This window comes from Leptospira barantonii, from assembly GCF_002811925.1.
Lineage (GTDB): Bacteria > Spirochaetota > Leptospiria > Leptospirales > Leptospiraceae > Leptospira > Leptospira barantonii.
Genome location: NZ_NPDS01000007.1, coordinates 270,195 through 296,587 on the forward strand (window position 1 = coordinate 270,195; position 26,393 = coordinate 296,587).

28 protein-coding genes and 3 tRNA genes are annotated in these 26,393 nt (G+C 41.9%); 12 read left to right on the forward strand and 19 right to left on the reverse strand.

The features are described 5' to 3' along the window. Positions 1–27 precede the first annotated feature (27 nt). Complete coding sequence (gene dcd / locus CH367_RS16270; protein ID WP_100763545.1) at positions 28–549, reverse strand: dCTP deaminase; 522 nt, start codon at positions 547–549, stop codon at positions 28–30. After that, positions 550–1,332, reverse strand: coding sequence for an enoyl-CoA hydratase/isomerase family protein (locus CH367_RS16275; RefSeq protein WP_100763546.1), 783 nt, complete (start codon positions 1,330–1,332; stop codon positions 550–552). Positions 1,333–1,430: 98 nt separating this feature from the next. Between CH367_RS16275 and CH367_RS16280 the strand changes: the two genes are divergently transcribed. After that, the gene (locus tag CH367_RS16280) at positions 1,431–2,159 is read left to right on the forward strand and encodes an LIC10067 family putative lipoprotein (protein ID WP_425268857.1); all 729 of its coding nucleotides are present in this window, start codon (positions 1,431–1,433) and stop codon (positions 2,157–2,159) included. 113 nt (positions 2,160–2,272) lie between these two features. Further along, entirely contained in the window at positions 2,273–2,482 is a 210-nt protein-coding gene (locus CH367_RS16285; RefSeq protein WP_100763548.1) for a hypothetical protein, read from the forward strand. 88 nt (positions 2,483–2,570) lie between these two features. Here the strand turns inward: CH367_RS16285 and CH367_RS16290 are convergent, their stop codons facing one another. The 3 genes from CH367_RS16290 to CH367_RS16300 form a co-directional block, all read right to left on the reverse strand. Next, positions 2,571–2,939 (reverse strand): VOC family protein, encoded by a 369-nt coding sequence (locus CH367_RS16290; protein ID WP_100763549.1) that lies wholly within the window; start codon positions 2,937–2,939, stop codon positions 2,571–2,573. 111 nt (positions 2,940–3,050) lie between these two features. Beyond that, positions 3,051–4,139: a hypothetical protein gene (locus CH367_RS16295; RefSeq protein ID WP_100763550.1), complete on the reverse strand. Its 1,089-nt coding sequence runs from the start codon at positions 4,137–4,139 to the stop codon at positions 3,051–3,053. After that, positions 4,136–5,776 carry an NAD(P)-binding protein gene (locus tag CH367_RS16300; protein WP_100763551.1) on the reverse strand — a complete coding sequence of 547 codons (1,641 nt, stop codon included), beginning with the start codon at positions 5,774–5,776 and terminating at the stop codon, positions 4,136–4,138. The genes CH367_RS16295 and CH367_RS16300 overlap by 4 nt, the downstream gene beginning before the upstream one ends. A 94-nt stretch (positions 5,777–5,870) precedes the next feature. Here CH367_RS16300 and CH367_RS16305 point away from each other — a divergent pair, with 94 nt between their 5' ends. Further along, on the forward strand, positions 5,871–6,620 hold the full coding sequence (locus CH367_RS16305) for an HAD family hydrolase (RefSeq protein ID WP_100763552.1): 750 nt from the start codon (positions 5,871–5,873) through the stop codon (positions 6,618–6,620). Here CH367_RS16305 and CH367_RS16310 read toward each other — a convergent pair. Then, entirely contained in the window at positions 6,609–7,460 is an 852-nt protein-coding gene (locus CH367_RS16310; protein ID WP_100763553.1) for a class I SAM-dependent methyltransferase, read from the reverse strand. The genes CH367_RS16305 and CH367_RS16310 overlap by 12 nt on opposite strands. 147 nt (positions 7,461–7,607) lie before the next feature. Between CH367_RS16310 and dapF the strand changes: the two genes are divergently transcribed. After that, entirely contained in the window at positions 7,608–8,453 is an 846-nt protein-coding gene (dapF, locus tag CH367_RS16315; RefSeq protein WP_100763613.1) for a diaminopimelate epimerase, read from the forward strand. A 61-nt stretch (positions 8,454–8,514) separates the two neighbouring features. Here the strand turns inward: dapF and CH367_RS16320 are convergent, their stop codons facing one another. After that, a complete protein-coding gene (locus CH367_RS16320; RefSeq protein WP_100763614.1) occupies positions 8,515–9,219 on the reverse strand; it encodes a lysophospholipid acyltransferase family protein in 705 nt (234 codons plus the stop codon). Between the two features lie 39 nt (positions 9,220–9,258). Beyond that, positions 9,259–9,549 (reverse strand): hypothetical protein, encoded by a 291-nt coding sequence (locus CH367_RS16325; RefSeq protein ID WP_100763554.1) that lies wholly within the window; start codon positions 9,547–9,549, stop codon positions 9,259–9,261. Between the two features lie 538 nt (positions 9,550–10,087). On the opposite strand from CH367_RS16325, the gene CH367_RS16330 reads away from it, so the two are divergent. After that, a complete protein-coding gene (locus tag CH367_RS16330; RefSeq protein WP_100763615.1) occupies positions 10,088–10,435 on the forward strand; it encodes a slr1659 superfamily regulator in 348 nt (115 codons plus the stop codon). On the opposite strand, the gene CH367_RS16335 is transcribed toward CH367_RS16330, so the two are convergent. The 7 genes from CH367_RS16335 to CH367_RS16365 all read right to left on the reverse strand — a co-directional run bounded on the left by CH367_RS16335 (position 10,422) and on the right by CH367_RS16365 (position 13,186). Continuing rightward, the gene (locus CH367_RS16335) at positions 10,422–11,015 is read right to left on the reverse strand and encodes a slr1658 superfamily regulator (RefSeq protein WP_100763555.1); all 594 of its coding nucleotides are present in this window, start codon (positions 11,013–11,015) and stop codon (positions 10,422–10,424) included. The genes CH367_RS16330 and CH367_RS16335 overlap by 14 nt on opposite strands. 109 nt (positions 11,016–11,124) lie before the next feature. Beyond that, complete coding sequence (locus CH367_RS16340) at positions 11,125–11,625, reverse strand: WbuC family cupin fold metalloprotein (protein WP_100763556.1); 501 nt, start codon at positions 11,623–11,625, stop codon at positions 11,125–11,127. Positions 11,626–12,069: 444 nt separating this feature from the next. Beyond that, positions 12,070–12,146 (reverse strand) — tRNA-Arg (locus tag CH367_RS16345). 4 nt (positions 12,147–12,150) lie between these two features. After that, positions 12,151–12,561 carry a hypothetical protein gene (locus CH367_RS16350; protein ID WP_100763557.1) on the reverse strand — a complete coding sequence of 137 codons (411 nt, stop codon included), beginning with the start codon at positions 12,559–12,561 and terminating at the stop codon, positions 12,151–12,153. Further along, entirely contained in the window at positions 12,515–12,961 is a 447-nt protein-coding gene (locus tag CH367_RS16355) for a hypothetical protein (RefSeq protein ID WP_100763558.1), read from the reverse strand. Before CH367_RS16355 ends, CH367_RS16350 begins: the two co-directional genes overlap by 47 nt. A 42-nt stretch (positions 12,962–13,003) precedes the next feature. Next, positions 13,004–13,090 (reverse strand) — tRNA-Ser (locus tag CH367_RS16360). A 12-nt stretch (positions 13,091–13,102) separates the two neighbouring features. After that, a tRNA-Ser gene (locus CH367_RS16365) sits at positions 13,103–13,186 on the reverse strand. Positions 13,187–13,287: 101 nt separating this feature from the next. Here CH367_RS16365 and CH367_RS16370 point away from each other — a divergent pair. Both CH367_RS16370 and CH367_RS16375 read left to right on the forward strand, forming a co-directional pair. Beyond that, positions 13,288–14,541, forward strand: coding sequence for a class I SAM-dependent RNA methyltransferase (locus CH367_RS16370; RefSeq protein ID WP_100763616.1), 1,254 nt, complete (start codon positions 13,288–13,290; stop codon positions 14,539–14,541). Positions 14,542–14,648: 107 nt separating this feature from the next. Further along, positions 14,649–15,245, forward strand: coding sequence for a hypothetical protein (locus tag CH367_RS16375; protein WP_208862009.1), 597 nt, complete (start codon positions 14,649–14,651; stop codon positions 15,243–15,245). Between the two features lie 85 nt (positions 15,246–15,330). On the opposite strand, the gene CH367_RS16380 is transcribed toward CH367_RS16375, so the two are convergent. From CH367_RS16380 to CH367_RS16390, 3 genes are all read right to left on the reverse strand, one after another. Then, entirely contained in the window at positions 15,331–16,107 is a 777-nt protein-coding gene (locus CH367_RS16380; protein WP_100763559.1) for a helix-turn-helix domain-containing protein, read from the reverse strand. 41 nt (positions 16,108–16,148) lie between these two features. Then, positions 16,149–16,763, reverse strand: a complete 615-nt coding sequence (locus tag CH367_RS16385; RefSeq protein WP_100763560.1) for a hemerythrin domain-containing protein — start codon at positions 16,761–16,763, stop codon at positions 16,149–16,151. A gap of 66 nt (positions 16,764–16,829) precedes the next feature. Further along, positions 16,830–18,128 (reverse strand): hypothetical protein, encoded by a 1,299-nt coding sequence (locus tag CH367_RS16390; protein ID WP_100763561.1) that lies wholly within the window; start codon positions 18,126–18,128, stop codon positions 16,830–16,832. Positions 18,129–18,550: 422 nt separating this feature from the next. On the opposite strand from CH367_RS16390, the gene CH367_RS16395 reads away from it, so the two are divergent. The 5 genes from CH367_RS16395 (at position 18,551) to CH367_RS16415 (ending at position 24,128) form a co-directional block, all read left to right on the forward strand. Further along, positions 18,551–19,822, forward strand: coding sequence for a hypothetical protein (locus tag CH367_RS16395; RefSeq protein ID WP_100763562.1), 1,272 nt, complete (start codon positions 18,551–18,553; stop codon positions 19,820–19,822). A 91-nt stretch (positions 19,823–19,913) separates the two neighbouring features. Further along, a complete protein-coding gene (locus CH367_RS16400; RefSeq protein ID WP_100763563.1) occupies positions 19,914–20,600 on the forward strand; it encodes a hypothetical protein in 687 nt (228 codons plus the stop codon). Positions 20,601–20,716: 116 nt separating this feature from the next. After that, positions 20,717–22,201, forward strand: coding sequence for a HEAT repeat domain-containing protein (locus tag CH367_RS16405; RefSeq protein ID WP_100763617.1), 1,485 nt, complete (start codon positions 20,717–20,719; stop codon positions 22,199–22,201). Between the two features lie 8 nt (positions 22,202–22,209). Further along, the gene (locus CH367_RS16410) at positions 22,210–23,253 is read left to right on the forward strand and encodes an LIC_10091 family lipoprotein (protein WP_100763564.1); all 1,044 of its coding nucleotides are present in this window, start codon (positions 22,210–22,212) and stop codon (positions 23,251–23,253) included. Next, complete coding sequence (locus CH367_RS16415) at positions 23,250–24,128, forward strand: N-acyl homoserine lactonase family protein (RefSeq protein WP_244284598.1); 879 nt, start codon at positions 23,250–23,252, stop codon at positions 24,126–24,128. Before CH367_RS16410 ends, CH367_RS16415 begins: the two co-directional genes overlap by 4 nt. 87 nt (positions 24,129–24,215) lie before the next feature. Here CH367_RS16415 and CH367_RS16420 read toward each other — a convergent pair whose 3' ends face one another. Next, positions 24,216–26,267 (reverse strand): AMP-dependent synthetase/ligase, encoded by a 2,052-nt coding sequence (locus tag CH367_RS16420; protein WP_100763565.1) that lies wholly within the window; start codon positions 26,265–26,267, stop codon positions 24,216–24,218. Positions 26,268–26,393: the final 126 nt, after the last annotated feature.

Below are 26,393 nucleotides of genomic sequence, written 5' to 3' on the forward strand. Positions count from 1 at the left end.
AGAAAGTCAACAAAAAAGAAAAAGATTCTACTTCTCGAAATCTTTATATAACAACGAAGGTTGGATTCCCTGATTCGCCTGGTATTTTCCCGAAGAATATTCCGTTATTTGTCCTTCGACCGTATGATAAAAAATCTGACAAACTTCGACGCCCGGGTATACGATTAGAGGTTGAATCACGGAAATTTCCAAAGTCCAGAATCCTTTAAACCCGACGTCGCCGAATCCAGCAGTAACGTGAACGAGCATTCCTAATCTTCCGATGGAAGATCTTCCTTCGAGCATAGGAACTAAGTTATGCGTTTCGGTGGACTCCAAGGTTCTCCCCAAATACAAAACTCCGGGTTTGAGCAGAAGTCCGGTTTCGGGTATGATCAATTTCTCCGAAGGATTCGGTTTTTTCATATCCAGAGGAAGTTCGGTATAAACCAAAAGTTCTTCGTGTAATCTTAAGTTGTAAGAATTCGGATTGAGTTGTTTTTCAGAATAGGGAGTGATTACGATGTCTTGACCGATTCGTTTTTGAATTTCTTTTCCTGTAAGAATCATTTATCTTCCTTTAAAAATCGGCTTTCGTTTTTCTTGAAACGCTTTAAGAGCTTCCAACCGATCTTCCGTCTTTAAGGTTTCGTTGTAGTATTTACTCTCGGTTTTGAGAGCCGTTTGTATATCCTGACCATAACCTTCCGCGATTGCTTTCTTTGCAAGCTGAAGTGCGATAGGCGCAGAATGTGATGCGATTTCTTCCGCCAACATTTTTGCCGCGGGTAAAGAAGAATCGTGCCAGATGGAATTTGCAAGTCCGTAACTCAAAGCGGTTTGCGCGTCGATGGTCTTCCCTGTAAAAATCATCTCTTTCGCTTTCGGAACTCCGATTCTTCGAGGAAGTCTTTGTGTTCCTCCTCCACCGGGAATAATTCCTAAACGTGTTTCCGTAAGTCCGATTCGTACGTCGTTTTTAAGAAGAATGAAGTCGCAACAAAGTGCGAGTTCCAATCCGCCTCCGAACGCATCTCCGTCCAATGCGGCGACTGTCGGATACGGAAAATTCTCGAGTTCCAAAAAACAATTTTTAAGATCTTCTAAGAAGCGCGTTACGTCTTTCGGAGACATCGTCGTTCTTTCTTTTAGATCCGCGCCTGCGCAAAAAGAAGGTCCGATTCCTCCTAAAACCAAAGCTCGTACGGAGGTTTCCTTTTTCGCCTTTAGAATCGAGGCATGAAGTGTGGATAAAAGTTCTTTACTGATCGCATTTCTTTTTTCCGGTCTATTTAAAAGTATGACCGAGATTTCTTGTTCCGTCGTATAAAGTACTGTGGTTGATTCGCTCATTTCAATGCACCATTTTTCAGGCAGAATAATTCTTGCCGAAACCTTTTTGTTCCGATAAACTAGATGCCCGTCGTAAATTTTTCAAGCCAAGTAAGGTTATGCTACATAAATCGAATCCAATTTTTTTGACATTCCTACTTTTATCCATTTTCTTTCAGTGCAAAGAAAGTAGCTCGAATAACGACTTATTTACAGGACTCGGTTTGGGAAGTCCCGTAATTACTTCGATCGATCCTCCGGGAGGTTCTCCTCCGCAAGCGGACGGAGTTTCTTATACGGGAACTCAGATTACGATCAAAGGAAGAAATTTCGCCCCGAATTCAACGGATACGATCGTAAAATTCAACGATCTCGTAGGGACGATTTTTTCGGTTACTACTACGGAAATCATTACTACGGTGCCGACCGGAGCGAGCGCGGGTTTTGTGACCGTCTCCAAAGCGGACGGTTTCTGCGACACGGTTTACGGAACCGACGGTTACAATTGTTCAGCGAGAAGATTCTACGTGGATTGTTATAAGGCGTATAGTAATATTTACGGAGACGAAACCGCGATCAATTACCCGGATTCGCAAACGGTTAAGTTCACTGAGGATTATTCCACGAAGGCGTTCCGTTCGAATCTGAGAGAGACCGGAGGGACCATTCTAACTTTTGAATGTGATAACCTTGTCTCGATTAAGTATTTTTCCACGAAATGTGTCGTGACCGAACAGGGGACTTTGGCCGCCCCGGTTTACAATCCTACGATCAATTTTACCGATAACTATGCGGTTCAATATCTGGTTACCACGGCCAAGGGAAGTTGTAAGATCGGCTTTCAATAAGTTCGTTATATTCCGAAAACAAAGTTATAGAATGGTGATTTCAGGAATAATTCTTCCCAAAAAATGTTTGGATTTTTTTCCAAATCTGTTAGAGTTCAGATAGGAGTTGTATCATGAAGGTAGTTTCCTCGGTTCAGCTAGGGCTTCCAGAAAAAGGAGTCAAAGATACAAGAAAAATCCCTAAAGAAGATGGGATGGTTCGCGTCGAGCCTTATGAAAATAAACAGGCTAACGTTTCAGACAGAAAAGCTTTTGCGGTTGAAGCCAGTCAAAATGGGGATTTCTACAAAGTTAAGGGTACATTTATCGATAAAGTTGGCTGAATCGGGAGAAAACGGTTTTGAACTTTAAAGAATAAAAAAGCCTCTCAAAGAGAGGCTTTTTTGTGTACGGAGGTTTTTCGAGTCGGAATCAGTCTTTATAGCTGATCTCTAAAACGTTTCCGGACGGATCTAAGAAATGTAAAAATTCTCCACCGCTGTTTGTTTCAGGTCCACGAACGATGGAAATTTTGTTTTCTTCCAGTTCCGCGATCGCTTCGGTAAAATCGTCCACATCAAGAACGAAACTGAGAACGGGAATTTTGCTTTCCCCTAAAGAGTTTTTGAAACCGGAAATTTTCTGAAGTTTGATGTTAATCGAATCGAGTCCCATTACGACATACTCGCCTGATTTTTCGTCCACGGATTCAAAATCGAATATATCAGAATAAAACTTCGCAGAGGCTTCCGGGTTCTCCGCAGGTATTAAGAAATAGTCGATTCCTTCAACGATAATCATGGATCAATTCCTGTTTAACTTTTTCGTCATTATGAAAGGAAAACCTGGATTGTCTATTTAAAAACGAAAACCGCTTTCGAATGTGTTAGAATTTCAAATCAGCGCGATCTTTTAGGTTCTTTCCCCGATTTTGAAAAAGGCAAAAAGCCTTGGATTGGGTTTTCCGATCTTCCAGAGATACGCATCCAAAATGTAATGAGTGAATTGAGGAAGAAACAAAATAGAAACCAAAAGAGCCGAAACAAATTCGGGAAGTTCGAAAGAATAAAAACTGGAATTCATAAAAAGGGAAGAATGGTCCTTCCAGATAAAACTGTCCCAAATCCATTCTTCAACGAAAGCGAATGCGAATAAAATGCCTAAAAAGAACACAAGAATCTTCAGCCAAGAACCGGATCGAAAGGATTCTATTTTGATCTCCGAAACGTTTTGAAACGTGTAATAAAAAAGTAAGAATATATAAGGAACGCCGTGGTTGATTACGTTCGTGATCGTAAAGGAAAAGTCGGAGTTAAAGAAAACGATTCCGAAATACCAAACCATCCAAGTGTTGATCACGAGAAGGATTTTTCCCAAAGGAAACGAACGGTATTTTACGTAATAGTATAAGTGAGTGAGAATATAAAGACAAAGCCAACCTTTTTGAAACCAGAGCAAAACGTTAGCCAACGTCGGAACGGGATACGTTAAAAAATCGCCGTCCATAAACCAAGAGAAATCCCTTTTTCGATCGGTCAGGTGCCAATACAAAATCGGAATTCCTCCCATCAGATAGATCGTGATTTTATCGATCGTAAACGGAACTTGTTGTGAAATAGTTTTCTTTCGATAAAGGGCTAAGAAGCCGAACTGTTGCCGTATGAAATGAAAAACCGCGACATAGCTCATCACCCTCCAAAACCAAATCGTTCCGAACGAATACAAAAATACGGAAGATAAAAAACAGACGATGGGCGCCGTAATCAAAAGAGTTTTTTTCTCCCTCCATTCTTCGGCGTTAAAATAAGAACGAAATAATGTGGAATAAACGTGCGCGACGTCGATTAATAAAACGGTGCAAAACCAAGTCCAGGGATTGATTTCGGAAGGAAGAATATTCCATTCTTTGAATATAAAAAGGGACAATACGGAAACGATTCCGGGAAGAATGATAAACGTCAGATCCAAGGACGGTTTAAAGATCCATCCGCTCGATCTCATATTTTTTGTTCTCCGAGAATTTTGTTGGCCGCGTTGTAACCGCGCACCAGCGCTTCTTCAAATATAGAAATTCCGCTCAGATCGGAATGTGCAAAGTGGAGGTTCGGATATGAAAGAGAAAGTTTTTCCCTTTGTCCTCCCCAGATTAAATTCGGAACGGGACGAATCATCGCGTGCGCATAGGTCATCACTTCCAAGGATTGTACTCTTTTTTCGATGTCGGGGTGCGCTTTTTTCAGATCGGATAAAATCGATTCTTTCCAATCGGACCAGGAGGTTCGCATCATCGTTTTGCGAACGTTCACCGTATCTTTTTCGCCGAAGGCTCTGTAATAGGTGAGAACGGATTCTTCCCTGCTCGCGCGTAAGTCCTGATGTGTGGATACGATATAACCCAAGGAAGGACTTTGATAAATCACGTTGTCCCAACACGGGGGTATTCCTTTGCCGGTAGGAACTCTGTCCACGGAAAGGTTTGCGGTGATCCAAGGAGAATAAACCAATCCGTCTGTGACCCCGGATTTTTCGTCGAGAACGTATTTTCGTGTGAAGGAGGGCAATGCGTAAACGATGGAATCACAGAGAATAATTTTTTGTTCCTTCAGTTTGGAATCGTAAACTCGAACCTCGAACCGGGCCTGTTTCGAATCGGATCGTTTTACTTTTTCAACGAGTGTTTCGGTTATGATTTTGTTTCGAATCGGCGTTCGCAATTTTTCGACTAAAAATCCGTTTCCTTCCGGCCATGTCAAAAGAGTTAGATCCTCTCCGTGTTCATCCACGGGACGGGAACAAAAATAATGCAATCCGATCCAAGCCGAAATCGTATCCATCGACCCGCCGAAATCGTCCCGGACGGAATAATCCAAAAACCAGAACAATTCCTTGGTTTGAAATCCCTGTTCTTTGATATATTCAAAAAAGGTAATTTTATCCAGTTTTAATATTTCGGAATCTCTCGAAGAAAGATCGATCGGAATCGAAAACGCTTTTCTACCGTCCCTTCCGATTTTGGATCCCCAACTTCGGATTAATTTTTTGAAGTTTTCCTCTTCGTTTGCGGAAGGAGATCCCGGAGTTCCGGTCGGATACAAACCTTCGTTCCAACGTCCTTGATAAAAGATTCTTTCTTCGGGATCGAAACAAAGATACTTTTCGTCGTAGATCGGTTTTCCGTTTTTATCCTTTCCGATGATAATTCGATTCTCTTCGAGAAACTTGCGGACGAGAACCGCTTCTTCTCCGGGTTGAGGTAAGTAATGCGCTCCCCAAGGATAAGAACCGATCGAATTTTTACCCGATCTCGAATTGCCACCGGAGTCGTTTTCGAGTTCTATAATTTTAAATTCTTCAAATCCGGATTTATGAAGATAGTAACCCGCGCTCAATCCGGAAACTCCGGCGCCGAGAATCAAAGTGTTTACTTTTTCGGAAACGGGAAGTTGAACGTTTGCGCTCGGGTCGGATTTTATGTTTTGTCGAATTCTATGACCGAGCTCATGATTGGGTCCAAGAATTTTTCCGGAAATTTTTTGCCTAAATTTCAAAAACCAAATTCCGCCTGCGAGCGCGGAGAAACAAAGTCCCATGATTGCGAGAAAGGATCTGCGAGAGATTGATTCTTGGTTTTCGTTCATGCTTGTTGGGAAGATTTAAGGGAATTCGAAATCATGCAAGGAAAAATGGAGTAAAAGAATTGCCTTTGCAATCGGAAAGATTCTTTTGCAAGGAATGGCTCTATTTTTGGACTTCGACAATACTTTCTTGGATTCGATCGGAATTTACGAATCCACGATTGAACAACTTTATAAAAACGCCAAAGAATACGGATTTTCTTCGAGTAAAGAATTTTCACAATTCTACGAAGTCGCAAGAAAAGAAGCGAAGTCCGAATTAAGGGATTCTCCATCAAATCGACTTCGGTTGATCTATTTTAAAAAAATCTGTTTGGCGAAGTGGAAGACGTTGGATCCGAGATGGATTTTAAAAATGGAGAAGGATTACTTTAGTTATTTCCAGGAAGGAATCAAACTTCGTAAAAAGAAAAACGAGAAGGAATATAAGGAAGTTTTTTCGATTTTGAAAACGATTTCCGAAAAACAAAAACTTCTTTTTTGTACGAACGAGAATCTAAGAACGCAGTTGATTAAACTGAATCTTCTTTTTCCGAAAACGTTTCCGTACGCGATTTTAACTTCGGAGGAAGTCGGAAAGGAAAAACCTTCGGAAGAATTTTTCAACGCGGCGAATCAACTCGTAAACGGAGAAAAAGTTTTGTCGATGATCGGAGATTCCTTAAAGGACGACGTGGAAGGTTTTCTTCGTTACGGAATTCCGGCCGTTCACGTAACTTCTATCTTTTCTAAAAAACCGAAAACGGCCGAAAAAAAGAAAATCGTTCTGGAAATCAGATCCGTCAAGCAGGACCATTCTTACATGGAAACGGACGATCTCCGGACGGCTTTGAAATTATTTCTTTAAAACGGCAAACAACGTGTTATTTAGATTCAAAGTTTTGAATGTGAATAACCAAAGAGTTTTTGTCGCGTAGTAGTACACTTTTTTAAAGAGAGAACCGAGGCCGCCTCCGCCGCTTCCGGAAACCGATGCGATCGGTTTGAGAATCGTAAATTTACAATCCTTAAAACCGGTTTGTTTCGCGAGTAGTTTCATCGTTTTTTCGGTGTAGTCGTTGATGTGATCTTTCGCTTCAAGATAATGACCGTCCGGTTTCATTCCTTTTAATGCGACTTTCAAATTCGCTTTGAAGAGTTGGATCGGAAAGTTCGGAGTTTGTAAAAAAAGAATTCCGCCCGGTTTTAAAAGAGAATGCAAATATTCTAATAAACTATGCGGCTTCGGAATATGTTCGATCACATCCCAAAGGGTGATGATGTCCAAGGATTCTTTTGCGATTCCGGAGTTTTGAACGATTCCCGGAAAAACGTTTTTCAATTCGTTTTTGTCCCTTGCAAACTGTACCGCTTTTTCGGAGATCTCATACCCGATCGCTTCCCAACCGGGTTTTTGATTTCCGATTCGTTTCACAAAAAAACCGAGACCGCAACCCACGTCTAAAATTTTTCCCGAAGGCGCAGTTAAGAATTCTTGAATGAAGTCCTGATAGATTTCTCGGTGCGCGTTGTCCCACCATCCGAGATCGTAAGAAGAATCATCGTCCCAATATCCTTCGTAGTGCTCTTCTTGTTCGTATGTCGAAAAAACGTGACCACAAGAGGCGCAACGGACGATGTCGATTCCATTCTCCACAAAAACAGTGGAATTTTGTGTGCTTGAGCAAAGATAACAGGTTCGGTTCAAAAAAGCCCCCAGGCAAAGCGCCGGATTTTCAATGTCTCCGGGTGAAGCGGGAAAAGCCAGAAAAAAGTAAGCGGCTTTTTCTTGTTTTTGAATTTCCCCGAAACCAGTCTAAGAAAATATAGAATTCAATTCATATCAGGAGTTCTCGTGGCTTCGCTTAAATTTACAAAAATGGAAGGAATCGGTAACGATTACGTTTATATCGATTCGACCAAGACTGACATTCGTCTGACGCCGGAACAGATTCAAAAAATATCCGATCGTAATTTCGGAATCGGAAGCGACGGCGTTATCTTTATTCGCAATTCTAAACAAGGCGATTTTATGATGGATATGTACAACTCGGACGGAAGTTCCTCGGAGATGTGCGGGAACGGAATTCGTTGTGTCGCTAAATACATCTACGATCACGGTTTAACGAATTCTAAAAATCCGAAGATAGAAACCGGAGCGGGAATCCTCGAAGTGGATTTGAAAGTCGGTTCCGGAAATAAGGTCGATCTCGTAAGCGTCGATATGGGAAAACCGATCTTGGTTCCTTCGAAAGTTCCGGTAGTTTGGAAAAACGAAGATACGATCATCGATCAAGTTCTCGAAGTTGCGGGTAAGAATTTAAAGTTCACCGCGGTCAGCATGGGAAATCCACACTGCGTAATTTTTGTCGACGATAGCGATCAGTTTCCCGTAAGAGAAATCGGACCTTTGATCGAACACCATTCTATATTTCCGAAACGAGTGAACGTTGAATTTGTTACCGTTCGCGGAAAAGATCATCTCTATCAAAGAACCTGGGAAAGAGGAGCGGGTGAAACCCTCGCTTGCGGAACCGGAGCTTGTGCAGTGATGGTTGCGGGGAATCTAACGGAAAGATCCGGAAAGGACGTTCAGATCGATCTGCGCGGCGGAACTCTCAGAATTCAATGGCAGGAATCCGGAAACGTTTTGATGACCGGACCGGCTCGGGAAATTTTTTCGGGAGAAATTGAAGTATAAAGTTAAAATCGTAGTTTAGAATTTTCTAAACTACGAATGTTTTCTTCGCGGTGCGAGGGTTTTAGGCCACTTCGGTTCTTTGTAGGTTTTCCATTCTCACTCGAACCTCGTTCGAAAGTTTTTTGAGGTTGTCTTCGAGTTTTCCTTCCAAATAAGGTCTGTGATCAATTTTCGGTCCGTAGAGAACGCGGACCTTTTTATAAATCGATCTTCGTTTGATGTCGCAAACTTCCTTAGGCATTCCCATAAAAGAACGAACCAAAGAAGGAATCGGAATATCGGAATAACTTTCTTCGATCGGAACGATCACCGAAGGAAGAATATCTACTTTATTTCGAATCGAAAACGCCGCGAACCCGTCGTGGAACTTCACCATCGGACCCGAGAAATCGTTTTTGACCATGTAATCATGGCCTTCGGGAAAAATTCCGAGAACCCCTTCTCTTTTAAAGACCTGTTGCACCATCTTGATGCTCGCCATGGAAATCTTTCCATCGATCGCCATTGGAATTCCTCCGGCTAACTTGGCTAAGTCTTTGAAAATGGGAATTCGAAACGTGTAATCCGCCGCAATCCAGGAAATATATCTTGGAAAAGTATAGGAAAGGATAAACGGATCCATATCGGATCTATGATTGCTAACAAGGATTAGCTTACCTTCCTGGGTGATATGTTCCGTTCCATAAGCGTTAATGTTAACGGCAAAACCCAAGAAAGGAGCCACAAACTGTTTCAGTCTGAGATATGTTTGAGCTTCCTTTTCCATCATTTACTCCCTCAAGTCGTTGCGATGAGGGCGGCTATTTTACTCCCCAGTAAAAATAGACCACCATTTCTTTTTTTCTTCCGGAGAATTTGCGTTTCTCGAATCCGAAGCGGAGCCCGAATCGTAAGATCTTTCTCTTCCGAGATCTTGAGGACGAACAGGGTCTCTTCTTTTTCTGGCGTTCTGCGGAACAGTACGTCTTAATTCTTCCAATTCTCTTTGAGCGGAAGCGCTGGACTTGATATAATTTCTTATATCGGCCCACTCGGGATCTTGTTCGTTCCCGTAAACTGCATAATTCATAAGATCAATCGAATCAAACTCGGGCATAGAGCTTCTTTCCAGGTTTATTTATGTAAATGGTTAAAATTCCCACAATCTCATATAGTCTTCTCAGGGGAGCGATGTTGCAAGAGTTTTCATATCGTTGGTTCTAAAAAATGCGTTTTAATCTCGAGAACTCCGTTGAGAGAAAAAATAATCCGAGAATAATTTAGAACTAAGTTTTTGTTTTTTGTCCGCGGCTTCTGAAGATCACCTCTCTCGATTCCGAAAGTAATACTAATGGAGAAGATAGAGAGTGGTTCCGTAAAACGACATAATCAAAAAAACGGGGAAGTGAAACAAAATGAAAGTGTAAAAAAGAACGAAAGAGGTAGAATCCTAGAATTCCCAAAAACTAGAATTTGGAATGCGGAAAAGATTAGAAAACTTTGTGAGAAGTTGTTCTTTCAGTAATGACTCGCCGCTACGAGAACGGAAAGATTTGTCTTTTTTTTAAAAATATAAGAAATGCCTTCCTACTTTTTAGAGAGTTAGGATATGATCTTGTTACAAGGGAAAACGGCCCTTCGCTGTAATGGAAAGAATGGAAATCTCAAAAGAGGATTATTCCGTCGAAACGGAAAAAAATCGCGGAAGAATCAGAATCTCCGGAACTCTACGTCTCTTGAACGTGGAAGAATACGACCCGATCATCTCACTCATAGAAAACATGTTGGACGATTCCGGAAGAGGGAAAGCAGTCATCGATATTAAGAATTTGGATTTTTTGAACAGCGCGGGGATCGCAAGTCTTTCGAGGTTCGTCGCCGCTTACGATAAAAAGAACATCAACAACGTGGAGATCAAAGGCAACAAGGATCGATACTGGCAAATTAAGTTTTTGGAAAATCTCAAAAAACTCAGAGCGGAAATTAAAACTAGTCTCGAATAGGTTTCACTTTCAAGGCTTTGAGTTTCGTTCTTTCCACTTCGTTTAAATCCAAATAAGCTCTTACAATCACTTCGTAGGTTCCGTAAGAAACTTCGTTGATTAAAAATCCCAAACGAACGGGAAAATCTTTGGAAAGAAGAAGCAAGCCGATTCCGGAATTCGGTTCGCCCCCATCGTCTTTTAATTTTTGAATATAGATTTCATCGGAGTTTCGGTTTACGAGAGCCGCAATGGAATTCTCCAATTTGTTCTTGGAAATTTCATCCGTTGAATTCTTAATTTCTATTTTTAAAATTTCAGAATAGTATTTCAGATCTAAAAGAATTTCTCCCTTTCTGTCCTTTGAAAATTTCGCCGCGTTTTCTATCAGTTCGTTTAACACGATCGAGATTGTGTTCGCCGAATCCGGATCTATTTTTTCCTGAAACGCGCAATAGTTGGAGACGTAGTCCGCCGTAAGAGAACAACGCTTCCATTGAATGCGCAGATCCATCGGCCTAAGTCTTAACGTGAATTCACTTTCGGAAGGAAGAGAATCAGGTATTAGGTTGTAATGACCGTATTTGACAGGATAATTCATAACGTTTTCGGAATCTTTTTAATCCGACGATCGGGATCTCAAAAATAGAAACCTTCAATTTCGGATAGGAAAGTAAAAAAACGCCTTCGGAATAAAAAACCAACTTCGCTTAAAAAAGTTTACGGAGCGTTTCTAAATATTCGTTTCGGTTTGAATCCGCTTCGGATGGCGCCCAAGAAGCGAAATCTTTGTCCGTTGTAGGTTCGTAAGGTCCTGATTTTCCTTCGAAACAAATCGCATTTTCGGAAAGACATACGAGAGTGTGGTATACTCCCGGTGCGATATCGATTCCATATACCGGACCGTCGGAGCTGAGTCGGTGTGTTTCCTGAATGGATCCGTCTTCGTTAAAAAGAATAAAACCTAAACTTCCTTTCAGAACGAGAAATGTTTCGGGTTTCGGAGGAGATTTGTGTCTGTGAGCTTGGATGTACGTGTCTTTGGTAAGAACGTTTAAAAATCTTTGGTATACTTCTGAGAGTTCGTGAAAGTTGTGATTGGCCCTTTTGCGGGGCGAGGTATTGGCTTTTTCCAATACCTCGGAAAAAAGAGAATCTGTAAGTAATTGTTTATGCGGTTTGGAGTTCGAGTCTGGATTCACAGTACTCAATAAGATACGACTTACAAGCTGTGCAAGTATTTCCTGCGTTGACTCTTTCCATTATTTCCTGATAACCTACACCTTCGGATTTGGCGGTTTCTACGATCGTTTCGAAGGCTACTTGTGCGCAGTGGCATTTATCCATTTGAATCCAACTCTTCTCTATTAGCGTTCCAATACAATGGAAATGAGACTCAGTCTTAGTGTCAAATCGTACACCGGCTTTCTAAAGAATTTTTGGAGAAAAATCTAAATTTTTGCGACAGGCCGTTTCGGTAGAAAGGAACATAATTTAACCGCCCATTGAATTCTTTTCGGAAAAGGTCGGAACTACGTCCTTAAAATGAAGTTTTCTAAAATTGGAAAGAATGGATATTTCCATTCTTCCTTGAAGCGACGTTATGCTGAGTTTAAAAGGGAAGGTAAGAAAATCGAAACGTATGAAAAAGAAATTGGTGCGCCCAGAAGGAGTCGAACCTCCGACCTTCTGATCCGTAGTCAGACGCTCTATCCAGCTGAGCTATGGGCGCGGGTTTAATGGATATAAGATTCCAAACGAGAAAGATGCTCTTCCGGAATCCTGAGAGCAATCTTTTTTGCACTAGTGTAATTGTATAGCAGTAAACCGGAGATTCCAAGATAAATCAAAATTCCAGCGAGATGAACGATATGACCAAGCCACGGTCCTACAACGGGAATCCAAGAAACGAGGACGCTTCCTAAAAGAAATCCTAAGAAGTAGAGAAAGTTAATAAAGGAAAGTCCCGAATATTTTTTAACGGTAGGATTTTCCCAATAGAAAGTAAAACCGATCAACCAAGTTCCGAAAAGAGGTAAAGAAACCAAGTAAACTAAGAATCTTTCCGATCTAAGAAAACGATTCGAAGTTTCGGGAAGGTTACGGAGAACCGGTTCGTATTTTTTTAAATATTCTTTGAATTTCATTTTCTATCTCCGGGAAAAAAGGCAGTGTGAATTCTTTTTCTTGATACGCGTTCCAAGCGCCGAGCGCGCTATAACCTAAGAAAGCGATCCATGAAACATAGCTGATAAAATCCGTAACGATCGGATTGACTCGAATTAAAGATAAGATCCAGCTGATAACGGGAAATTCCCGAAGAAACCAAACAACGGAATAAATTCCGATAAAACCGATGTTGAGTTTCAGAGCTTGAACGATATGAAATGCGGCGAAGGTTTGAGCCTTACGAAAAACCCAAACGAACAACCAACCGAAAAATGGAACGTAGGAAATTGCGGCGACTAAACCAGGGAGTTCTTCGCTTTTAAGAATTCTCAACATTTCCTGAATAAATTCCTGGGTTTTGAACCGCTCAGAGGACATAGGATGAGAATTCCGAAGATAGAGTAAAATGAAAGCAAAATCCGGAGACGCAGGGATTCGAACCCTGGGTACAGTTACCCGTACGACAGTTTAGCAAACTGCTCCTTTCGGCCACTCAGGCACGTCTCCAAAGGTTGTCAGCGGAGAAGGTAGGATTCGAACCCACGGTGGGATTACCACGACGGTTTTCAAGACCGCTGCTTTAGACCACTCAGCCACTTCTCCTGACGGAATTACTTTACCGTGAGAAAACCCCCCTGTGTCAAGGTGAAATGTTCTTTGCGCTTCCGGTTCTTGGTATTTCCTGGAAGTAGTTGTTGAAAGAGATGAAAAGCGATTCCGAGGGACATAAAAATCGTTCTGCGAAACAAACTCGAAAAAAATTTACGGAGAAAATTCGGCTCAGACCTCGTTCCTGGGTGAATCTGGGTTATTCGATCGCGAACTCGGAAGAAGGAACATTCTTTCTTAAAAACGCGATTCCCGGCGAATCGGTTCAGACCGTTCCGCTCAAACAAACGGGTTCTTTATTTTGGGGAGTCGCTTCCGAAATCGAAGACGTTTCTCAGGAAAGAATTTCTTCGGATTGCAACGTCTTTCCGAGATGCGGCGGTTGTTCCTATCGTCATGTTACTTACGAGAAAGAATTGGAAATCAAAAAGTTTCTTCTTCGAGAAACTCTCGAACGATCTCTTTCAAAAAATCATATTCAAATTCCTGAAATTGAAATTCTTTCCGGCGAACCGAACGGATATAGAAACACGGCTCAAATTCAATTGGGATTTGCCGGATTAAAACGAATCGCCGGTTTTTACGAAGAATTCTCGCACTCGATCGTAAACTTTCCCGAAGAGGGATGTAAGAATCTTCCCGACGAAATGAACTCGGCATTTTTCGAGTTTTTGAAAAAGGAAAAAAACGGATCGGCTCCGATTTCAAAATCGAAAACTCTTTCGTTCCGATTGGAAAAGAATCGGGTCGTTCCGTATAAAAAAGAATCCGTTGAATTTCGAGAAACCGTTTCGATTCCAGATTCTAAGGAAATCGTTTGGGAAATTCCTGCGGGCGGATTCTCGCAAATCAATCGCTTTTTGATCGCGCCTTGGCTCGAAAAAATATTCGAGTTGGTGCCGGACAATCAAAATAGAATATTAGAATTGTATTGTGGATCAGGATTGATTTCGATCGCACTTCGATCCAAAACGAAACATTGGATTGGTTACGAACTTTCATCCGATTCCGTCAAACAGGCGAGGAAGAATGTTTCTCAAAACGGAATTTCGTCTTTCGAGTTCAAAACCTTAAACCTGGAAACGGACTCGATCGATTCTGCGGATGTTCTTGATTCTTCCTTTTGGATCATGAATCCGCCGAGAGCCGGTTTATCGAAGAAGGTTTCCCAAACTCTGAGCGATCGCGGACCGGACGGATTTTTATATTCCAGTTGCAATCACACCACTCTTGCACGGGATCTTTCCTTGATTCTAAACGGAAATTATAGAATTTCTAATATAACCCTCGTTGATTTTTTTCCGCGTACGAAACATTTCGAAGTGATCGTGCGGGTTGAAAGAAATTGACGAATTCAAAATTAAGAATTTTCCATACGAAAATTTATTGATAAACATCGCGGATTCGTAAATATCACTTTTGACCAAAATTAAATAAGGGTCTTGTAGGAGATATTATGCGTTCGAATCGAATTTTCCGCCTTTTATGGGCGCTCGTGATTGCCGCTGTGTTCGGCTTTTTTGGACCGACTTCCGTTTCCGCGGATAGCGCTTGTCAGGGACTTTCGTCCTCTTCTTGTAATTCCAACGATGATTGTACTTGGGTAAGCGGTTATACGAGACAAGACGGAGTTTCCGTAGACGCGTATTGCAGGGCTAAACCGGGAAAAGGCGATAGCGACGGAGATCGTAAACCCGTTAAAAAGAAAGATAAGGACGATGACGACGATTCTTCCGCAACAAAGGAAAAGAAATCCAAAAAGAAAAAAGACAAAGAAGACGGCGATGATGACGATAAAAAGTCCAAACGCAAAAAGAAGGATAAAGACGAAGACGACTCTGACAAAGACGACGATTCTAAAAAATCCAAGAAAAAGAAAAAAGATAAAGAAGACGACGGTGACGACGTAAAGAAAGAGAATAAGTCTAAGAAGAAAGATAAGGACGACGATAAAGACGAAAAGAAAAAGTCTAAGAAGAAAAAAGACAAAGACGATGATGACGATAAGTCCGAGAAGAAATCAAAAAAGAAGAAGAAAAAGGATAAGGACTGAGATCGGAATCCTCAGCTCGATGTTCTTTCAGAAAGCCGGACTTGTTCCGGCTTTTTTATTTTCGAGACCTTGGTCCTCAAGAATATTAAAATTTAAGAATGTATTTGGTTTTAGAATGGGCCGATTCTTTTTCCGATCGAAACCATCGTTTCGGACTTTGTCCGGTTCTTTTTTTAAATTCACGAATGAAATGAGCTTGGTCGTAATAACCGGAACGATACGCCAGGTCGGTCAGGTTCGAGGATTCGTTTTTTAAAAGGAGCGCTTTTCGAAATCGAATCAAACAAGCATAGTCTTTCGGAGAAAAACCGAGAAATTCTTTATAATCTTTTTCTAATTTACTCTGGCTGATTCCGAGATTCGCCGCGAGAGAAGAAATCGAAGATTCACCTTCCTGAAAACGGATTCTTTGCATCGATTCGGCGATGTATTTCGGTTCCGATTTAAGAGGTTTCAATTCCGATTGAAATTTTTTCCAAGCCCAACCCGATTCCAAACCCTCTTCGTATTCGCGAATGCAATTTTCCTGCAACCGGCGCACCACATTCTCGGGAAAAATAAAATCGAGAGAAACACTTTGGTTTGTGATTTCGGTTAACGGAAGGTCGACGTATTTTGCGAGAATTACGGGAGGAATTCGGATTAAAAAAGAAACGGTATTTTTGGCCGATTTAAAAGTTTTAGAACCGGTCATCATTCCCGTGATCCCGACAACATTCAACTTCTGAAAGGAATTTTCCTTTTCTAAAAGAATCCGACCTCGCACTTGAATTCCGAGAACGCAGTATTCATTCGGGATTACGGAATAACTGGATTCTTCCTTTTGAGTAATCCAGTCGTGTTGAATTGTATTCAAGTTCATGGTGGAAAGTCGTTTTAATCTATTCCTTTAGAGGAGAAAGATCAATTCTTTCCCGGGTCTTGAGAAAGAATTTTTTCGGTCATGGACTCGAATCGTTTTCTTTCTTCCGATGGTAAGGTCGGAGTCACGTAACGAACCCAGAGTCGTAAATCTTCCACTGCCAAGGAAGTCATGATTTCTTTTCGATGATTTTCCAGTTCCGTGTCGCTGAATTCTTTCCAAAGATTGGATTGGGTTTCGGTTTCTTCCTCTTCCATGTGAACGAGATAATGCGTTTGAAATCGAATTAAACTTTTATAAAGTTCTTTTTTGATCTCGTTTCTGGCGGAAACTTCGGAAAGTTCCACTCGTTTGAGATGTTCTTGGATCTTCCGAATCTCCTTTTCCAAAACCGCATGAGTTTGAATGTCCTTTGCAGAATAAGAAGGATCGATTTTTCCCAAATGTTTTAGGCTGACTGCTTCTTCGTCTCGAGCGTGAATTTCTAAAAGTCTGAGAACTTCAGAGCTGAGCTCTTTAAGCAGATTCCATTCTTCTTGATTTTGAAAATCGGTTTTTCCCGTTTCTAAAATCCAAATCGAAAGCGCGTTTCGGAGACCTCGGTGAGGGAAATCATAAACTTCCATTCTGGTTGGGGGTTGTGTTACGGAATTCATAAAGAAAGAGTAACATTTCCTCGAAATCAAAAATTGTATAAATTCGGAATTTGAAACGAAAAATCTTCAGATTCGAATCGAATATCCTACGTTGAAAAAATAAATTCCTCTTACGATATGTTGGCTCTGATAGTGTTGAATCAGTTCTCTGGATACGAATTCGTTCGGAGAATAATTCGTGATCGCATTGATGACGGCGTGATTCATATATCCGTTTACCTTGGATGGATCGGTTGTTTTTCCGTCCGTTTCATTCGTGTCCTGATAAACGCCGGAACCCGGCGTTGCAAATTGATTGTCGACCAAGGCCGGGGTGGCTCGATACATCCAATTGACCGCGATAAAAAAATCAGTGTAATTGAATTGAATTCTAGGACTTACGTCGCTGATTCCTTTTTTGCGATCGATGTTATCGTTTACGTCCTGATAACCGGTAACCAAACTCGGAGTCACTTGAATGAGTTGCCCCTTGAAAAATTCGTGACTCAAGGAAAGACGAACGTTATGCGTTCCTTGATAAATTCCGTTACTCTCCGATAACATTTTATTGTTAAGGGTGACCTGGGGATTCAGATACTGAAGGAACGAAGGTTTCCAGGAAATCTGAAAATAACCTCTCATCAAAAACGTAGGATCGTCCACGTTGATAAATAGGAACCCCACAGAAAAAGCTCCCATGCGAGTCAGATGTTCATACGCGGCGCTTGTAAAAAGATAATCGCTTAGGCCGTTTTTTTCCTTACGAAGTTTCGTTTGATTCGGATCGAATCTCAACTCGTTGGTTTGAAGAAATTGATTGATCAAACCCGATTGATCTACGCCGCCCGGAGTATTCTGAAATACCCCGTCGGCGTCCGTATTCGTACGATCCACAACGGGATTCATCATTGTAAAACCGATTCTTATCTGAGGAGGAAGTCCTATCAAATTTACGGAAGTCGTAAGGTAATACGCTTCGTAGTAATCCTTATACTTCGAATTATTTCTTCGAGCCTGTCTTTCTCCGAAAAGACTGGAGCCTTGAAACGCTCCGTCATTGGAAAGGAATTGGGTGAATTGAAAAGAATGTTCGGGTAAGGGTGATTTTTCTTCGGGTATTTTTGGAGACGGAAGACTTTCGTCCGAAGAAATTTCAGGAGCCTCTTCGATTGGATCGGCGGAAACTTTTTTTACCTTTTCTTTACGAATTCTTAATATGATTCCGTCTTCGTCCTCGAATTGAATCTCTACGGTGTTCTCTTTGATGATTTTAACTTTCTTAAAAGTTTTTCCCCCGACGGTTTCGATCTGCACGGATAGCAATGAAGCAAATGGAAGTATAAATAGGAAGTGGATGATGAACAATCGATAGAAAGAATGTTTCATTCTTTCATGAAAAAATGAAGAGCTTACTTTTCCAAATTAATTCTGCTTACTTAGGAGATAGTTTTTCACGTTATATTTTGCAAAATTTTAATTTTTGAAGCACCAATCCAATTAAAAGAACAGTCTAACCGAAAATTCTTCCTCAATCGCTTCTGATTTCTTAAAAACTTTTATATCAAACAGTTGAAAATATCTTTTAGACAAACTTCTGTCATAACGTTTTTATATCGAACGTTACGGCAAAGTGCAAAAATTTTTTCCGCGTTAGGAGATATACCACAATTCCTGTTGACTGACTGTTCGCTACACACTTAGGATTACATTGGGTAAAAAACCCGGGCCAACAGAAGAACGAGAGATGGGGTCCCTTCTTTGGGACAAGTCGTTCTCCAGGCCTATATGAAAATGGAGAATAGTGAAAGATGAAAAAAGCTAATTGGATTGCGACTCTTCTGTTTGTGCTCGGATTTGGAGCCGGAACTTTATCCGCTCAATCTCAGGCCCAGCTTTTTGCGAAGCCTGGAGTTATCGGTGATTCTTTGAGTCACGGTTTCTTTGGTGCAACGGTCGAGAAAAAAACTCAGGATTGGGCTTACCCCGTTCTGGTCAGCAAACAAGCCGGGTCTTCCGTATCGTATAACGTTCTTACCGGACCTTATATAAACTTGGAAGACGTTCTAAAAGGAGATTGTGGTGTTTTCTGCATCGCGGGTTCCATCATCGGGGGAAACGGTTCCACCGTTAGCCTTCCGACTCATGCGGGAATCACTGGCGCCGAATACACTTCCGTTTTAAGAACTTCCGGAAAATGCGAAGATGTTACCGCAACTAAGTGGGATAAAGAATGGTATTGGGCGACATGGTATTGGTATACTTATCGTTGGGTACAAGTTCAGGATTGTAAAGAACCTGATAAGTTTCATAAATTCGGTCTCCGGGATTCCGGAACTCAGATCGAGATTATGGAAAAAGTCAGACCGAGCTTTCTTTTCGGAACCGTAGCCGCGAACCATGTTCTTTGTACTGCGCTTTCCACCACTACAGCTTGTTTGGACGAGGCTCGTTATAAGAGAGACATTCGTGAAGTAATGAGACGATTGGCCGCGATTGGAAGCTTAAAAGGTGGGGTCCTGTTTACGATTCCAAACGTAACCGCGATCGCATTCTTGGAACCTTATAAAGATCCTCAAGGAAGAGCGAATTACACAGGCTTAAAAGCATTTTTCCGTAATTCCGTATCCGACCCGAATCAAGTTTTAGATGCGAGTGAAGTCGCAACCATCACCAACTTCTTAGCTATGTTGAACAACGAAGTTAAGGCTCAAGGTGCGGCGATGGGATTTGCTGTCGCGGATCTGAAAGTTGTCTTTGATGATATCAAGGAGAACGGACGTATCGTAAAAAGCCCTTCCGGTTGGAGCCCAGGTTATGCCCGTGCAAACTGGCCTTTGCCTAACCAACCAGGAGTTTTCGGTCTGGACGGAGTACACCCGAACATGTTCGGACATTCGGTTTTCGCAAACGAGTTGATCAAAGTCGTTAACGCACGTTACGGTTTGAACATCGCTCAAGTCAGCGAATACACCGCATGGTACTACGACAGCTTGAATAGAAATCCGGTGGACTTGAAGAAATTCCTGACCGAAAATATTTTCGGACAGTTCATTTCTTGGGTAATCGGTATTTTTGTTTAAGAGAATTCTTCCTCTTAACGGAAGAAGAAAGTGGAATAAGAACGTCGCCTTTCTATAGGGCGGCGTTTTTTATTTTAGAACATAGGCCTTTATGGAATTCAAAAAGAAACTCGTCTTTATAGCCATTCTACTTGCATTTTTACTAATATTATTTCTGGCCTTTTGGCCGGACGATCTTAAGAAACAATCGCTTTCCATCGCGGAAGAAAGCGACGCCGTATTAAAAACTAAATATTATTCCGAAATGGATCCGTATTTCCCGGACGCTCCTCATCCTTTTAACGAAGATCCCGAACTCGAAGATCAGGCCAAAAAACTTTGGCCCGAGGCGTTTAAACCCAGAAAAACTCCCGAAGAAAAAGAACAGATTCGAAAGGAATGGACGGACTTTGTCGCAAGATATCCGAAAAATCTTTACATTCCATCGGAGTTCCGACCCGCTCTTTCCGAAAGTGAAGAAAAGGAAGCGAGGGACAGATTGGACGCGGTTACGGACATGGAATCGAGGAACGCGATTTCCCGTTCCTTGGGAAAATATGCCGAACCCGGAAACGAACCGAAGGCACCCACCGAATCCAGCGTAAATCCTAAGGAACAGCGCGCCTATATCAGTTATAAGATCGACGAGTTGGAATCGAGAATTCAATTGATTGAATATACGATTCAACAGGGAAAGCTCAATCCGGATCAGGTCGGAACCGCCAATCAAGATCTTCTCGTTTGGAAAAAGGAACTTACCGATTTAAGACAGGTTCAAAGTCAGATTCCCGGATCTTGATTCTTTTTTTGAAACTCGGATCGAAAATGTATTCAGGAGATATTATGCGATCGTTTTTATTTTTGATCTTAACTCTATCGATTTTAGGAAACTGCGGCGGCCCGCCTCGACCGGATATGTTGCCAGTCGCCGATGAAAAAAAAGAAATTCCTTTGGAGCAACTCCAAGAAGAATTGAATTCTCAAAATCCTCAGATACGAGCGCAAGCCATTTTAGAACTTTCTAATAGAGATCATAGACCTTCTCTGAATCGAATTCGAAATCTTCTTAAGGAAGATTCCAATCCAGCGGTTAAAGGAACCGCGGCGATCGCACTCGGAACTTGGAAGGATAAAATCTCCACATCCGAAATCGTAAAATTATTCGACGTTAAGTCCGGCGTAACGACCGACATCGTATTGGAAGCGCTCGCGAGAATGCAGGATCCCAATTCGGCGAAAGTAATTCTTCCCTTCTTGCAATCCCAGGATTCGACTTTGAGATTGATTGCGGTCGATACTTTGGTTCGAATCGGAGCTTATTCTTCCGGAGAATCGATTCTAAACTTGGCTCGTCAAAACAGTGATCCCGAACTTGCCAAAACGTACGCAATGGCATTAGGAAAATTGAAAGTACGTTCGGCAGAACCATATTTGATCGAACTTGCAAAAACGACCGAACCGTCTCCAACGTTAGCCGCTTCTTATCTTGCGTTGGGAAGAATTTCCAGTAAGAACGCGGTTCCGATTCTGGTTCGAGGGCTTGCCGGAGATTTCGACAAAGGAAGCGAAAATTGTATGATCGCTTTGATCGAGATCAAAAGTTCGTCCGCGATTCCCTTGGCGATTCCCGTTCTAAAAAACAAGAACTACGAAATTCGTTATCGTGCGGTAAACGTTCTTTCCGAAATTCCTTCCTCCGAAACGGGACCGAAGGTTTTGAAAATTTTAGAAGATAAAGATCCGGACTCGGTTGCGCCTGCGGCTTTGGTTTTGGGAAGAATTCGTTTTAATCCAGCGCGCATTCCGATCGAAAAGAGTTTAGAAAATTCTAAATTACCGGATCGTGAAATTATAGCGCGGTCCCTGGGTTATCTCGGTGATAAAAAAAGCATTCCGATTTTATTAAACGTCCTTAAGGAATCGGATGGAGAAGGAAGATACGGGGCCGCGTGGTCGCTCGGAATTCTTCAGGCGTCCGAGGCTCTGGACGATTTGATCGCCGCATCCAAATCGAGAGATCCAAAACTTTCTTCTTTGGCGGTTGAATCGCTCGGGCTTCTAAGATCCCCGAAAGCGCTTTCAACCCTTGTGGAAATCGCCGAAAACAATCCGAATTCGGCTTCGGTCGTTGTTCCGGCGATCGCTTCGATTCCAGGCGAAGAATCGCGAAAGGTTCTGGAGAATTTTGCCCAAAAGGAAAACGTTTCCTTACAACAGGTTTCGATTTCCGAACTCGGTAAAAGAAAGGATAAGGCAAGTGTTTCTATTCTGATTCGGATTTTGGAAGGCAATCGGGCGGAAAGTTCCAAACTTTTAATGGCTTCTCTCGCATCGATCACAGGAAAGAACTTTTACTCTAGGAACGAATGGTTGAACTGGTATAAACTCAACTCGAAGTAACCAGGTTTATGTTTCATTCCAAAATGATCCCGTTCGTGTTAACGGGATGTATCATTCTTACCTTATCTTGTAAAACTCCTCCGCCAAAAGATCCGTGGATGGTTCCTCCTATCGAAGAGGATAAAAAACTTTTTCTCGCTCCTTTGATCGTCGATGAGTTTGATTCGAAGGATTTGGGGGGAAGACATTATCCCGCATCCAACGAACTTAGAATCGATCTTTTCAAACCTTACATCGAAAATCTGGAAGGCGGTTATTTAGGAGCGGGTACCGATCAAAACTTTACGTTTATTGCATGGGCAAAAAGTAAATACGCATGGTTGATGGATTTCGATTACACGATTTGTTTAATCAATCGGATTCATCTTTTATTTTTTAAACTCGCACCCGATCCGGATTCTTACCGCGAACTTTGGTCTCGCAAAAATAAACAGACATCGTTCGAACTGATCAAGAAAGAATGGGAAAAAGATCCCGAATGGCCTTTGATTCGCGAGGCTTGGGAAGTGGCACATAGGGGAAAATCCGATATTCCACAAAGATGGAACGAACTCGATCGTACTTCTCAGAGATTCGGTCTAAAGACTTTCATTCATTCCAAGGAAGAATACGAGTATGTTCGAAACATGGTTCTTCAAGGGAGAATTCAAATTCTTAAAGGTGATATCAACGCCGAAAAAAGTATGAGATCCGTTGGCGAAAGAGCCGCGCGACTGAACGTTCCGATTCGAGTTGTATATCTTTCAAACATCGAAGATTATTTTTCTTATACGCCCGGTTTCAGAGATAACCTCCTAAGCTTGCCCACGGACGAAAAAGGAATCGTACTCAGAACGATGCAAAACGGAACCAAGGAAGAATACGGATCGCCGGACGGCGAAAAAATTCCGGTAGATTATCCTTTGCACTACAACGTTCAAGCTCTGGAGAATCTCCAAGATTGGATGTTGTTATCCGGTCATCTTCATAAGGGAATTCTAATGCAGTTTAGAACCCCGATTCAAAAAGGATTTTCAACGATCAAAAGCGAACCCGTAGAAGCCTTAAAATGAAATTTGAAGGATTCAAATTCGCAGGATGGAAATTCTTTCTGTGTTTTTGTTTGTTCTTTGGATGTGTTTCCGAAAATCGAACCGGGCCCGCGGATCGTTCGAACTCGATCGTTTCCAAAAATTGCAAATCGAATCTCGGGCTTTACGTTTTCGAATACGGAAAAAGTTTATACCCCGATCGTTTTTTGAACGTTGAAGAAGATAAGGGAAATCGTGAGATCGTTTATCTTTTTTATTTAATCCGAATTCCGGGAAAGAATATCCTGATCGATTCGGGTTTTTTCAACGATTCGTACAAAAAGAAATTCGGTTTCGTGGGTTTTGAAAGTCCGGATAAACTTCTAAAAAGATGTGGAATGGACGTTAAGGAAATCACCGATATCGTCCTTACACACTTTCACTTTGATCACGCGGGCGGAATTTTTCTTTTTCCTTCTGCGGTAGTTCATATTCAAAATCATGATTATGATCTTTTAAAAAAACAAACCTACTTTCCGAATCAACCTTCTTATCTGAACGCATTGAGTAAAGCCGATCGTCTTCATTCTTTTGACGGAACGTTTTCATTATCACCAGGTTTGCAAATATTATTCACGGGCGGACATACGCCCGGATCTCAGGCCTTGGAATGGGTTGCCTCCGATAAAAAACAATTCTTAATCACGGGCGACGAATGTTACTTCATTGAAGAATGTAAAAACGGAATCGGTCTTCCCAAAGAGGCGGCGTTTTCTTTAAAACGAAATCGTGATTTTATCGATTACGTTCGGGTTTTGGACGGGAAGGGAACCAAAATTTTGACCCTTCACGATCCTTCGATTTTGACGCAAGGCGAAGAGCTTGTTCCCGGCGTAAGAATATTAGATTCTTTTTAAGTAGCAAAACAACAAGGTATAAAGGGCATAAAAAAGGCCCGAGTAAAAACCCGAGCCTTTTCGTTTCAATACGATAGAATTTTAAGCTCAGTCTTTATCGTAGACTTTCTTAATTTCCTTACTGTATTTTTCGGTGATCACGTGACGTTTCATCTTGAGAAGGTTGGTCAACTCGTCGCCAACTTCGAAAGGTTTTTTGGTAAGAATCACATGTTGAACCTGCTCGAAGGATTTGAATCCGGTTTTCGTGCTGTTGTAGCTACGAACTTCTTTTTTATAGAAGTCTATTACTTTCGGATTCTTAATCAATTCTTCCACTTTAGAAGAATCGATTCCATTCTCCTTACACCAATTCGCCAACTGATCCACATCGGGAACGATGATCGCGCCGAGGACTTTTTGATCCTGACCGATCACCATGGATTGTTTGATGAACGGGGATTCGTCCATTTTATTCTCGATAGGAACTGGCTCGACGTTTTCTCCACCTAACAAGACAACGGTGTCTTTCGCTCTTCCGGTTAAGGTAAGAGTTTTCTTATAATTGATAAACCCGATATCTCCGGTGTTCATCCAACCGTCTACGATGGTCTTTTTGGTAACTTCCGGGTTCTTGTAATACCCTTTCATTACTTGAGGACCTTTTACGAAGACGACACCTTTTTGTCCCAGTTTACCTGCGAGGACCTCGTACTTATCATTGATGTGAGTCAGTACGTGACCGTTATCGTCTTTGATCATCAGTTCGGATTTAGGAACTAAAAATCCCACGGAACCGATGATCGGTTTTACGAAAGGTCTTACCGAAATCACGGGTGCGGTTTCGGTCATTCCGTAACCTTCCAAAACCAACATTCCGATATCGTTGAAGAAGTTATCCACATGAGATTGAAGCGCGCCTCCGCCCGACATCGATCCTTTCAATCTTCCGCCCGTCGCCGCGCGGATTTTGGAAAGAACAATGGTGTCTAACGTCTTCGCGTTGAAGATCAATCCCAAACCGGCGATCGTAAAAAGAAGACCGTTCGGCAGATGAACTCCATAAGAAGGTAGCGCTAAATAAGCGAGAATCGCCATCGCACTGACGGTAAAAGGACCCGTTAACAAAAGAACGATCAGAGATTTTGTTCCGATTGCAAGGGACTGGAGAATGTTTCTTTTCTCGTAATCCACTTCCAAACCGTTTAAAAATCTTCTAGAAGCGTTGTAATGTTTCGAGAAGAAGTAAGCGAGTTTGAACAATCCTCTGCGAAGCGGAGGTGTTTGTTTCGGATCGTTTACTTTGTTGTAAATTCCGGTGTAAACGCTTTCCCAAACGCGGGGAGCGGAAGCCATAAACGAAGGTTTTGCTTTCGCCAAATCGTTTTTGAGATCGGACACTTTCGTATAGTAGGTTTGAATTCCGCTCGAGATGGCGCCATATTCGTTTACTCGTTCGAATATATGCCAAATCGGTAATATGGAAAGCATACTATCGGTCGGTTTGATGTCCGTTAAAAGCATCGGAACGACGTGAATCATCTGGTGAATCATATTGGAATGCATGAGCATAACGCCCTTCGGCATTCCCGTAGTTCCGGAAGTATAAATCAGCGTAAAAAGATCTTCGGGTTTGATGTCCTCGATTCTTTTTTCAGCTTTTTTACTTCCTTTCGCTCTAAGAGCTTTCCCTTCCTCGATCAGATCGTGAATCTTATGGATATTCTTTCCCTTTGCAGTGGAAGCCTTGTCCATAACGATGATCGTTTCGACTTTCGGAAGTTTCGATTTAACCTTATTGTACTTTTCCAGCATCTTATCGTTTTCGATGAAAACGATCTTTGCTTCCGAGTGATGAAGGATGTATTCTAATTCGGATTCTGTTACGTCCGTTCCACGAGGCACGTTAGCCGCACCGGAAAACTGAACCGCATAGTCCGTAATCATCCACTCGAGTCTGTTGTCAGCCAACACTCCGACGTGTTCTCTTGCTTTCAATCCCATGTCAATGAGAGCTTCGGCAAGGGCAATTCCCATGTCGTATAGCTGTTTATAAGAAGTAGGGTGGAACTCTTTATCTTCTCCCTTGCTCCAGAATACAGGTCGATCTCCAAATTTCTCGGTGGATTGTATTAACATATCCGCGAGGTTTTTATACATTTCCAATTCCTCTTTAGTGAGTTTTACCGGAATGATTTCCGGTAGGGTAAAGGCTGAATAAAGCTAAGAGGAAAATTGAGAGAGTCAATCAAATTTTAGAAAGGAGATCAGGGGGTGCGGTGCAAA